Consider the following 11,585-nt stretch of genomic DNA (forward strand, 5'->3'; position numbering starts at 1 on the left):
CCTGGCGCGAGCCGGGGCGTCGAGGGGAGCGGACACCGTGGGTGGAGTTCGTTTCACGCGTCCGGTGCGAGGCGCTACCCGCGCGGGGGAAACGAGCAGGGGGTGGGTTCCCCCTCCTTATCGGCGCGGGTCGGGCGGAGCTGACTAGGCCACCCGGGTGGTGTTCAGCCCGGGTAGAACGGCACCGCGTTGGGGCCGGGGTTGAACGGCAGCGGCTGCCAGACCTCGCTGGACTCGGTGACCTTCCACAGGCCACCGCTGTCGGAGACCACCACCGGGCGGCTCGGCGCGGCGGCGATGGCGTGCACCGGTGGCGTGAGGTTGGAGCTGAGGTAGGGCTCGACGACCAGCCCGTCCACCCCGATCTTGGCGACCGGCGTGGTGGGGTTGGTGGTCGCGACGATCAGCGCGTCCGGCAGCGGCCACTCCACCGCGACCGGGTTGCTGAGCCGGTTGAAGCCCAGCACCTGCGCGGCGCGCACGCTGCGCTCCCCGCCCTGCTCCGCGACGGTGCCGACGACCAGTCGGCCCCCGGCGATCGCGGCGACGCGCAGGCCGTCCCTGGACAGCCGCAGCTCGGTGATCGCGCCGAAGCGGGTCAGCTCGTCCGCGTTGACCCTGGCGGAGCTCCACGTGCCCCGGCCGGTGGAGTCCACGACGCGGACCACGGTGCTCTGGTCGAGCACGGTCCACATCTCCGGCGCGTCCGGCATCCACGTCGGCCGGGTCAGCGTCGCGGACTGGCGCAGCGACACCTCGCGCAACGGGCCGTTGGTCGGGCCGACGCGCAGCTGCACGCCGCCGCTCTGCCGCGCCACGACGGCGAGCAGGTCGCCCTGCTTGGACTGCGCGGCGGAGACCACGCCGAGGTCACCGGCGGCGGCGACGAGGGATTCGTCCTTGAGCGAGCGCAGCTTGCCGCCCACGACGTACATGCCGGCCAGCTCGGGGCTGGGGCCGAGGTGCGCCTCGAAGGTCGCGACGTCGGCGGGCCGCCACTCCAGCTTGTCCTGCACCAGCGGTTGGCCGTCGGCGAACAGCTTGATCCGGCTGTTGGTGACCTGGCGCAGGGACAGCACCACCTGGGCGGCGATCACCCGCCGGTCCGGCGTGGTCTTGTCCCCGAGCTTGCCCAGGTTCACCTGCAGCGCCCCGTCCGCGCTCTCGCTGACGTTGCTGGCGAGGGCGGTGTTCTGCGGGATCACGCTGGTGACCGAGCCGCGCAGGGCCGCGGACGGTCCGAGCAGCAATGCGTCGAGCACCTTGTCCGGGACCGCGCGCGCCGGGCGCATCGGCACGTACCGCAGGTCCGGGACGACCGTGCGGTGGTTGGGATCGGAGAAGTAGACCCTGACCTGCTTGTAGTTCTCCTTGAAGTTGGCGAAGGTGACCACCACACCTTGCGGCGGGTCGGCGATGCGCCAGTCCCCGTTCGCCTGCTTCTCCACGCGCAGCTCGGTCTCGATGCTCTTGGTCTCCGGAACGAACGAGGCGTCGAAGTCCACGCGGCCGAACTGGGTGCCGCGCAGCACGACGATCTGCTCGTTCGGCTTCGGCTCGCCGTTCGGGCTGAGGACCGGGCGCGGAATGGTGTCGAAGTCGTCGGCGATCACCCGGTGCAGGCTGCGGTCGTCCCAGGACCGGCTGGCCTGCTCGGTGAGGTAGAGCCGGGCGGCGGCGTGCAGCTGCTCGGAGTCGGCCGAGGCCTTCACGAAGTTGCGGACCAGGCCCAGCGGGGTGAGCCCGCGCTCGGGCTGGGCGGCCTCGCTGCCCTGGCCGGTACCGCCGCCGGGGCGCAGCTTCTTCGGCGCGCCGGACTCGGGGATGGAGGCGCATGCGCTCATCAGCAGCGCGGTGACCAGGGCAAGGCACAGGGCGAGCACGCGCCGGGGGAACCGCCTCACAGCTCATCCTCCTGGCGCTGCGATCCCGCGCCGACGGTCTGCCACCGCAGCTCGTCCTGCTGTTCGACGGGCGCGACCTGCGCGGACGGCGCGGGGGTCAGCGGCGGTGACGCGGACGTGCCGGTGGGGTTCAGGGGAAGCGGGCTGCCGGTCAGCTCGATACCGGGCCGCTTCGGCAGCGTCAGCCGGAAGCAGGCGCCGAGGCCGACCTCGCCCCAGGCGTCCAGCCAGCCGCCGTGCAGGCGCGCGTCCTCCAGGCTGATCGCCAGCCCGAGCCCGGTGCCGCCGGTCTGCCGGTTGCGCGAGGGGTCGGCGCGCCAGAAGCGGGTGAAGACCAGCTCCTCCTGGCCGGGGCGCAGGCCGACGCCGTGGTCCCGCACGGTCACCGCGACCGCCTCGGAGTCCTCGGCGACGCGCACCTCGACCGGGCGGCCCTCGCTGTGGTCGACCGCGTTGGCCAGCAGGTTGCGCAGGATGCGCTCCACCCGCCGGAAGTCGATGTCCGCGACCACCTCGGTCTCCGGCATGCGCAGGTCGACCTCGGCTCCGGCGTTGTGCGCGATCACCCGGACGGCCGCCATCGAGCGGTCCACGAGCGAGCGCACGTCCACGCTCTCCACGGACAGGTCGGCGACGCCCGCGTCCAGCCTGCTGATCTCCAGCAGGTCGGCGAGCAGCACCTCGAACCGGTCGAGCTCGTTGACCAGCAGCTCGGTCGAGCGGGCCAGCCCGGCGGGGAACTGCTCGCGCGAGGCGTGCAGCACGTCGGCGGCCATCCGCACGGTGGTCAGCGGGGTGCGCAGCTCGTGCGAGACGTCGGAGGTGAACCGGCGCTGGAGGGTGCCGAACTCCTCCAGCTGCTGGATCTGGTTCTGGATGCTGCCCGCCATCTCGTTGAACGACTCGGCGAGCCGGGCCACGTCGTCCTCGCCCACCGCCGACATGCGTTCTTCCAGGTTGCCGTCGGCGAAGCGCTCGGCGATCTCGGCGGCCTGGCGCACCGGGTGCACGACCTGGCGGGTCACCAGGTTGGCGATCCCGGCCAGCAGCAACAGCAGCACCAGCCCGCCGACGAACAGCGTGCTCTGCACGACGTCGACGGTGCGCTGCTCCGCGGTGAGCGGGAAGATCAGGTAGAGCTGGACCGCGCGGCCCGCGCTGCGCACCGGCGCGCCGATGACGTAGATCGGGGTGCGGCCGGACTCCCGGACGACCGTGGTGTTCTGGCTGGCCCAGTCACCGCTCTCGACCATCTTGCGCAGCTCGGCGGGCACCTCGTGGAAGGGTCCGACGCTGGAGGAGTTGGTCGTGGCCAGGTCCGCGGCCCTGCCGTCGATCAGCACGGGGGTGAACGCGCCGGCCTCGGTGTGGTTGGTCGCGGCCTCGTGCACCCCGGGCGCGGCGGTCAGCGTCGCGAGTGCGCTGGCGAACTTGCTCTGCAGGTTCTCCGAGACCGGGTCGACGCCGAGCAGTTCGCGCTCGACCTTCTTGACGCTGATCTCGGTCTGCACGTAGGCCGCGCGGTCCTTCTCCGAGATCAGCTTCGTGGTGATCTGCGTCTGGAGCACCATGCCCAGCACGAACACCACCGACGAGGACAGCGCCAGCGTGCTGACGACGATCCTGAGCTGGAGCGAGCGGCGCCACAGGGCGCCGAGGCCCGCCCAGCGGCGCCGCAGATCGGCACCGAGGCTCCTGCCCCGGTGCGCGAGCGTGCGTGCCTGCTGGGCGCCCGGCCTCATCCCCACCGTCCGCCGGGGACGGCTCGAGACACAGCGATCACGGAGGACCGGCCTTGTACCCGACGCCGCGCACCGTCAGCACCACCTCGGGGTGCTCCGGGTCGCGCTCGACCTTGGACCGCAGCCGCTGCACGTGCACGTTGACCAGCCGCGTGTCCGCCGCGTGGCGGTAGCCCCAGACCTGCTCCAGCAGCACCTCGCGGGTGAACACCTGGCGCGGCTTGCGGGCGAGCGCGACCAGCAGGTCGAACTCCAGCGGGGTCAACTGGATCGCCACGCCGTCCCTGGTGACCTCGTGGCCGGGGACGTCGATGGTCAGATCGCCGATGCCGAGCATCTCGGCGGGCTCGGACTCGGTGCGGCGCAGCCGGGCGCGGATGCGGGCGATGAGCTCCTTGGGCTTGAACGGCTTGACGACGTAGTCGTCGGCGCCGGACTCCAGGCCCAGCACCACGTCGACGGTGTCGCTCTTGGCCGTGAGCATGACGATGGGCACCCCGGACTCGGACCGGATCGCCTTGCAGACGTCGATCCCGTTCATGCCGGGGAGCATCAGGTCGAGCAGGACGAGGTCCGGCTTCAGCTCCCTGAGCGCGGGGAGCGCGCGGGTGCCGTCGCCCACCACCGCGGTGTCGAAGCCCTCGCCGCGGAGCACGATCGTGAGCATCTCCGCCAGCGCCGGGTCGTCGTCCACCACCAGTACGCGTGCCTTCATGGGCCACATGTTCGCACTGCCCGCCGGACGCCCTCGAACCGCCCGGTGACCATTCTGGTTCGCGGGCGCCACCGGTGCGCCGAGCCCCATGTGCTGCCTGTCGATCTGGACCATTGCCAGCCTCCTCGCCCCCACGGCGCCGCTGCCGTTCACCGGTACAGCGGTGTGATCCCTCTAGACGTTACTGATTCGCGACCAACTCCAGTCAACTTTGTCAAACCGAGACCGGGACGCTGGTCGGTCACGCCTGGTCCAGCCGCCTTCGAGACGGCTCGGTGGGGACGGCTCCGACGTTAGCGATCTTGACCTGCACAGGGCCGCCCACCAGCGAATCCGGCACCGCACAGTGATCGACTTGAGACCCTCCGCGAGGTCCCTCAGGAGGTGAACGGTCACGATCGGGGTTTGTTCACGCCCGGAACCGATCCGTGATCTGGGGTGAGGGGTGAATGACCCACACCAGCTCAGGCGGGGTTTCAGCCGAGGATTCGGTCCGCGAGCGCGACGGCGTCGACCGAGTGGGAGCCGTCGACGACGTGCCACGGGCTGACCCAGTTCTGCTCGGCCAGCTGCTCGTAGACCTTGGCGCAGCGCGCCTGGAGTCCGCCGTCGGTCTCGTAGGAGTCGCGCTCGCGCCCGGCTTCGGTGTCCGCGCGGTGGGCGGTGCGGGCAGCCGCGACCTCGACCGGCACGCGGAGCAGCAGGTGCGCGTCCGGCACCGGCAGCTCGAAGCGGCCCAGCTCCACCTCGCGCACCCAGCGCACCATGTCGCCGTGGGCGTCCTCGTGCAGCCGCGCCGCGCAGTACGCCGCGTTGGAGGCCAGGTAGCGGTCGACCAGCACCACGTCGAAGCGCTCCAGGTCCGCGCGGATGCCCGCCGCGGCGCCCTGGCGGTCGAGCGCGTAGAGCACCGCCATGCCGTACACGGTGTCCACGAGCGGACCGAGGCGCTTGTGCATGGCGTCGCTGATCAGGTCGGCGTGCACGCTCTCGCCGTAGCGCGGGAAGGCCCAGCGCGTCGCGGTCAGACCGCGGTCGGCCAGCTCCTTGGTCAGCGCGTCGGTCAGCGTGCGCTTGCCGGAGCCGTCAAGGCCCTCGATGACGATCAACCGCCCCATGACCGCACACGCTAGCGGCCCACCGGCTCCACCAGCGACAACGGGTGCGTTCGGCCGAGCGGCTGTCGTCCTGTCGGGGGCGTGCGGCAGGATCGCCGTTCGGCCCGCACTGGGCGAACGCCTGGTCGGAGGTACTGCCGACGGCCGAGTTCCAGGACAGTGGGTGCCGCCGACCGCGATCGCCGACCTACGGAGCACGACGACGATGCGACTGTCCGAACGCTGGGCCCTGTTCCGCGCCCGCCGCCGGTACGGCTCGGATTTCCTGGTCCAGGCCAGGACCGCCGCGCTGGCCGGCGCGACCGCGACCGCCCAGAAGCCCGCGACCGCCGACAAGCCCGCCCCGTCCGCGTCGACGGCCCCCGCCGTCCCCGCTGCCAAGCCGAACCCGTTCCCGCAGCAGTCGATGCGCCCGCCCGCTCAGCCGAACGTGACGACCCTGGCCACCAGGCTGCCCAGCTTCGTTCCGGGGACCTGGTTCGACGCCAGTTTCACCCTGAGGTGGGAATCCCTGCCCGGCCAGCACTTACGACACTCCCGCCCGGAGGAGGTCGTGCGCGCCGGTGCCGCCGAACTGGTCGCCGTCGTGGCCCGCTGCGCGCTGGTCACCCAGGTCGAGGCGGTGCAGGCCGAGGCCAACCGGCGGTTGGGCGCGCGGCACGAGTTCGACGAACTGGTCGCCGTCGTCGGCGAGGTCACCCTCAGCGCGAGCCAGGTGCACATCGAGGCCACCGAGGAGTACGAGCGCCTGCGCAGGGCCGAGGCGATCGGCGAGCTGCGCCGCAAGATCGACAAGGAGGAGATGGCGCACCTGCGCTCCACCGCCTTCACCGACGTGCGCACGGCGCGGGTGTGGTGGGCCTACCGCCACCCGGAGCGCATCCACGAGATCGCCTCGATGGACGAGGTCTTCGCGCGGCTGTGCGGCCAGGACGTCGCGTTCAGCCCCGCCTTCGAGGAGGAGTTCACCCCGGCGGGTGAGCTGTCGGCGTCCAACGGGCACAACGCGGGCTGAGCCACCCGGCCGCGCGCTGCACCGGTCGGCCGACACCGCCCATCAAGGACCTTGTCTAGTCGTTTGTGCAGCTCATGGCCTTGCGGACCCCGCAAGGCCATGACGGGTCCGACATGGCGTTATGGCAACTTTTCTTTGCCACCAACGCAAACTGGATCATCTCGCCTCCGCGAACGCGGATATCCGCAGGTCAGCCCGCCGGTGCCCAGCCCTAGCATTTCGCCCCATGCGACTCGTCCACGTCGACGACTCAGGAACCGTCGACCGGCAGTTGGCCCCCGGCGGGCTGATGCTCTTCTCGTTCCTGGCGATCTGCCCGACCACCTGGTACCACGTGAGGTGGCCATGGCTGGCGTTCCGACGCACGCTCGACGCGACCATCGGCCTGCCCTCGGGTTATGAGCTGCACGGCGTCAAGTTCCTGGGCGGGCGCGGCCGACCACGTGGACGCAACAACCCGGACATCCCGCGTGACGAGCGGCTACGGCTGTTCAAACTGGCACTGGACACCATCGCGGCACTGCCAGGCCTGGAGCTGACCAGCCTCGCGGTGCGGACCACGGATCGTGAGTTGGCGTACGACCGGTGCCTGAGGCATCGACTGCTCTCGACGGGCCCCAGCACGCCTCATGTGATCGTCGTAGACGGTGACGGCACCGATCCGACGTACCGGCGGGTGCACAGGTCGATCCAGGAAGGTCGCGACGGCCTGCCCGCGCTGATCGAGGACCCCATGTTCCAGCCATCGGCGGCGCACCAGATGATCCAGATGGCAGACCTCGTGGCGTACGCGGCATTCCAGCAGTTGGTCGCCAATCCTCGGTACCCGGAGCGGCACACCCTCTACAGCGATCACCTGTGGCGGCTCGACCAGAAGGGGCCGATTGTGCTGGAAAAATAAAGGCGGACCCAGTTGCCACGTTAGTGGGCCAGGTCCGCACGACAAGTGTAGCAGGCCCGGAACGGCGGCGGCCCGCCTCCGCGTGGGAGACGGGCCGCCGCGAGACCGCTGGTGGTGATCAGTAGCGGTAGTGGTCCGGCTTGTACGGGCCCTCGACGTCGACGTCGATGTACTCGGCCTGCTCCTTGGTGAGCTTGGTGAGCACGCCGCCCAGCGCCTCCACGTGGATGCGCGCGACCTTCTCGTCGAGCTTCTTCGGGAGGCGGAAGACCTCCTTGTCGTACTCCTCGGCCTTGGTGAACAGCTCGATCTGCGCGATCACCTGGTTGGAGAAGGAGTTGGACATGACGAAGCTCGGGTGCCCGGTGGCGTTGCCCAGGTTCAGCAGGCGGCCCTCGGAGAGCACGATGATGGTGCGGCCCGACGGGAAGACCCACTCGTCGACCTGGGGCTTGATGTTGTTGCGGCGCACGCCCGGGTAGCGGGCGAGACCGGCCATGTCGATCTCGTTGTCGAAGTGGCCGATGTTGCCGACGATCGCCTGGTGCTTCATCCGCGCCATGTGGTCGACGGAGAGCACGTCCTTGTTGCCGGTGGAGGTGACGATGATGTCGGCCTGGTCGACCAGCTCGTCGATGGTGCCGACCTGGTAGCCGTCCATCAGCGCCTGGAGCGCGCAGATCGGGTCGATCTCGGCGATGATCACGCGGGCGCCCTGGCCGCGCAGCGACTCGGCGCAGCCCTTGCCGACGTCACCGTAACCGGCGACGAGCGCGACCTTGCCGCCGATGAGGACGTCGGTGGCGCGGTTGATGCCGTCGATCAGCGAGTGGCGGCAGCCGTAGCGGTTGTCGAACTTCGACTTGGTGACCGAGTCGTTGACGTTGATCGCCGGGAAGAGCAGCTCACCCGCGGCGGCCAGCTGGTACAGCCGCAGCACGCCGGTGGTGGTCTCCTCGGTGACGCCGCGGATCTCCTTGCCGATCTTGGTCCACTTGTCGGAGGAGGAGTTCAGCGACTCCTTGAGCACGCCGAGGATGACCTGCCACTCCTCGGGGTCGCCGTCCTCGGCGGAGGGGACGACGCCGGCCTTCTCGTACTCGGTGCCCTTGTGCACCAGCAGCGTCGCGTCACCGCCGTCGTCCAGCAGCATGTTGGGCAGCTTGCCGTCCGGCCAGGTCAGCATCTGCTCGGTGCACCACCAGTACTCCTCCAGCGTCTCGCCCTTCCAGGCGAACACCGGAACGCCCTTCGGCTCCTCCTCGGTGCCGTACGGGCCGACCGCGACGGCCGCGGCCGCGTGGTCCTGGGTGGAGAAGATGTTGCAGGAGGCCCAGCGGACCTCGGCGCCGAGCGCGACCAGCGTCTCGATCAGCACGGCGGTCTGCACCGTCATGTGCAGCGAGCCGGAGATGAGGGCGCCGCGCAGCGGGAAGACGTCGGCGTACTCCCGGCGGAGCGCCATCAGACCGGGCATCTCGTGCTCGGCGAGGCGGATCTCCTTGCGGCCGAACTCGGCCAGCGAAAGGTCGGCGACGGCGAAGTCGATGCCGTTACGGGTCTGCAGCCTTTCGGCGGTCATGATCGCTCCGTCCAGGTGGGATGTTCGGTCCAGACCCTACCGTTAGCCACGCCGAGCACCCCACGTAACGGGATTCACGTTCCCGATGTCGCAGGATGCACGAAGGGGACACGACCTCGACAAGGGCTCACCACGGCGAGCGCCTGCCGGTCACCATGGGTCGGCGAGGGGAAGGAGACGACACGTGCTGCTCCCAGGACCGGACACGCGGGTCGTCGAGCTGCGGGTACCGGGAATCGCAGGCGCCACACCGGAATCGGTGACCGGCGCGGTGGCGACGGCAACCGTGGCCGGCGACAAGCTCGGGCGGATCGTGCGACCGGCTGACCGGATGCGCAGACCGGCCCCGGCGCCCTCGCTGCACGCGGGCGGGCGGCCGGTGCCGAGAGTGATCGAGGGCTACGTCTGGTCCGCGATGACCTCGGGCGGGCTCGCCAAGGCCAGCTGGGCGCTGCTGTTCCCGTTCTCGCTGGCCAACGTGGCGCACTGGATGCTGCCGCCGATCCCGGAGGGCAAGCGCCTGGCGCACGCGCTGGGCACTTTCCTGCGCGCGCTGCTGCGGCTGGCCGCCCTGCTGTTGACCATGCTGTTGGTGGGGCAACTCACAGTCGTCTCCGCCGATCTGATCGCCGCGCAGTGCCTGGCGCCGGACGCGGCCTGCCTGACCTCGACCGTGCCCAGGTGGGTTCGGGAGCTCCCCGGAGCGCGCGGGCTGATCGGCCTGCTCCCGGTGCTGCTCGTCGTGATCGCCATGCACCGCCTGTCCACTGTGGACTGGACGGTGACGATCAAGCACGAGCTCGGTGACGCTCCTGGTCGCCGGATGCCGACGCTGCCCGGCGGCGGCGTCGAGGCCGACCCCGACACCCCCGCCCTGCGCGCGCTGCACGTGACTGCCGCGTTGGCTGTGGCGTCGCTACTGGTCCTCGGTGGTCCGATGGGCCCGGTGAGCGCGGGCGTCGGTGTGCTGTGGACGGCAGCGGTGGTGCTGATCGCGGTCGCGGTGCTCAGCGTGTTCTTCCTCGACGACCCGACCGGCGCACAAGCGGAAGGACCGGGCCGCTGGCTGCGCGGAGCGCTCGGCACGGGGCCGCGGCGCTTGCTGATGATCGCCTCTGCGGTGCTGCTGATCGCGACCGCGGTGCTGGTCGAGGTGCCCGCGGGCAAGCTCGTCGGCGCCGACCCGACGGCCGAGCTGCTGGGCGCGGTGCTGGCGCTGATCGCGGTGCTCGTCGCCGTGGTGCTCGCCCCGGCCGCGCTGATGGCCAGGTCGGAGTGGGCGAAGCAGCCGCGCGAGCTGCGTCCCTGGGCCGGTGGGTGGATGGCCGCGCCGATGCTCGCGCTGGCCGGGCTGCTCGGCGGCGGCTTCGGCGCGGGGATGGCGATCACCGTGCGCAGCTCGCTGGGCTACGACAAGCTCGCGCTGCCGCTGGGCTACCAGTGGATCACCTTGCTGTGGGGCCTGTTCGCCGCGTTCAGCCTGATCGTGCTCGCGGTCGTGGTGCCGCTGTGGCTGCTGTCGCGCTCGATCGCGGAGAAGCGCGGGAACTACGCGCCGCCCGAGATCGCGTTGCTGCACAAGGACCGCCCCGAGGACGCCAAGCGCGCCGCGCGGAGGTGGCGGCAGGCCGCGTGGCAGCGGCGCAACTACCACCGGCTGCTCATCGCGGCCGCCGGTCTGCTCACCGCCGGAGCCGTTTTCGGCGGCTTCTTCCGCGCGCTCGACATCCCCGTGCCGGGATGGGCGTCGGGGCTGTCCGGGCTCGGCGTTGCGACGCTGGCCGGGCTCGCCGGTGGCTTCCTCTTCGTGGTCTACCAGGCTTCGCGGCACCCCGACCGGGCGCGCAAGCTCGGCATCCTCGCCGACCTCGCGTCGTTCTGGCCGCGCGAGGCGCACCCCACGGTGCCGCCCTGCTACAAGCTCAAGGTCGTCCCCGAGATCGTCGCGCGCGCCGCCGAGCACCTGAAGGAGCCCAACACCAGGGTCGTGCTCGTCGGGCACAGCCAGGGCAGCCTCATGGCGGCCGTCGCGGCGGCCTGGCTCGTCGACTCCCTTCCGGAGCACGACCGCGAGCGGGTCGGCCTCGTCACGGCGGGCTCGCAGTTGCAGTGGGCCTACCCCCGGGCGTTCCCCGCCGTGGTGCCGCACTCGTCGCTGGCCACGCTCGCGGGCATGCTCGGGCCGCGGTGGCGGTCGCTGTGCCGGGGCACCGACACGCTCGGCGGGCCGGTCACCACGTGGTCGCGGCAGGTCTACGACGGGCGGCTGCTCGGCGTCGGCTTCCGCCCGGACGGCTCGGAGGGACCGCTCTCCCCCGCCGTCACCGGGCCGACCGGAGCGCTCGTGCTCGGCAACGACCACTGGCTGCCCGACCCGATGCGGGGGCCGTTCCCGAACCTGCGCTGGGCTCCAGGAGTGCTGGGCCACAACGAGTACCAGCCCGACCCGGAGTGGGACCGCGCCGTCGCCATCGCCGCCGGCCTCGAAACCCCCTGAACGACTCGTTCAGTGCGCTGAAAGCCCTGAACGGGTCGTTTGGTGCGTTGAAGGAGCTGAACGGGTCGTTCAGTGCGTTCAAGTACCTAAACGGGTCGTTCAGGGCTTACG

At 71.0% G+C, this 11,585-nt stretch carries 8 protein-coding genes; 3 read left to right on the plus strand and 5 right to left on the minus strand.

Features of this window, described 5'->3' with window-relative positions:
* Window positions 1–164: 164 nt before the first annotated feature.
* From CCN37_RS32825 to CCN37_RS32840, 4 genes are all read right to left on the minus strand, one after another.
* Window positions 165–1,904: an LpqB family beta-propeller domain-containing protein gene (locus tag CCN37_RS32825; protein ID WP_086828442.1), complete on the minus strand. Its 1,740-nt coding sequence runs from the start codon at window positions 1,902–1,904 to the stop codon at window positions 165–167.
* Window positions 1,901–3,646 carry an MtrAB system histidine kinase MtrB gene (gene mtrB / locus CCN37_RS32830; RefSeq protein ID WP_086828444.1) on the minus strand — a complete coding sequence of 582 codons (1,746 nt, stop codon included), beginning with the start codon at window positions 3,644–3,646 and terminating at the stop codon, window positions 1,901–1,903. The genes CCN37_RS32825 and mtrB overlap by 4 nt, the downstream gene beginning before the upstream one ends.
* A gap of 37 nt (window positions 3,647–3,683) precedes the next feature.
* The gene (gene mtrA, locus CCN37_RS32835; RefSeq protein WP_086828462.1) at window positions 3,684–4,361 is read right to left on the minus strand and encodes an MtrAB system response regulator MtrA; all 678 of its coding nucleotides are present in this window, start codon (window positions 4,359–4,361) and stop codon (window positions 3,684–3,686) included.
* Between the two features lie 476 nt (window positions 4,362–4,837).
* Window positions 4,838–5,479, minus strand: a complete 642-nt coding sequence (locus tag CCN37_RS32840) for a dTMP kinase (protein ID WP_086828446.1) — start codon at window positions 5,477–5,479, stop codon at window positions 4,838–4,840.
* Here CCN37_RS32840 and CCN37_RS32845 point away from each other — a divergent pair.
* Together CCN37_RS32845 and CCN37_RS32850 are read left to right on the plus strand one after the other, a co-directional pair.
* Window positions 5,478–6,494 carry a hypothetical protein gene (locus CCN37_RS32845; protein ID WP_143261915.1) on the plus strand — a complete coding sequence of 339 codons (1,017 nt, stop codon included), beginning with the start codon at window positions 5,478–5,480 and terminating at the stop codon, window positions 6,492–6,494. The genes CCN37_RS32840 and CCN37_RS32845 overlap by 2 nt on opposite strands.
* A 226-nt stretch (window positions 6,495–6,720) precedes the next feature.
* The gene (locus CCN37_RS32850) at window positions 6,721–7,395 is read left to right on the plus strand and encodes a DUF3800 domain-containing protein (protein WP_168200976.1); all 675 of its coding nucleotides are present in this window, start codon (window positions 6,721–6,723) and stop codon (window positions 7,393–7,395) included.
* Between the two features lie 118 nt (window positions 7,396–7,513).
* Here the strand turns inward: CCN37_RS32850 and ahcY are convergent, their stop codons facing one another.
* Window positions 7,514–8,977 carry an adenosylhomocysteinase gene (gene ahcY / locus CCN37_RS32855; protein WP_086828452.1) on the minus strand — a complete coding sequence of 488 codons (1,464 nt, stop codon included), beginning with the start codon at window positions 8,975–8,977 and terminating at the stop codon, window positions 7,514–7,516.
* Between the two features lie 184 nt (window positions 8,978–9,161).
* Between ahcY and CCN37_RS32860 the strand changes: the two genes are divergently transcribed.
* Entirely contained in the window at window positions 9,162–11,474 is a 2,313-nt protein-coding gene (locus CCN37_RS32860; RefSeq protein WP_086828454.1) for a hypothetical protein, read from the plus strand.
* The last annotated feature ends 111 nt before the right edge of the window (window positions 11,475–11,585 follow it).

Source organism: Allokutzneria sp. NRRL B-24872 (genome assembly GCF_002155965.1).
Lineage (GTDB): Bacteria > Actinomycetota > Actinomycetes > Mycobacteriales > Pseudonocardiaceae > Allokutzneria.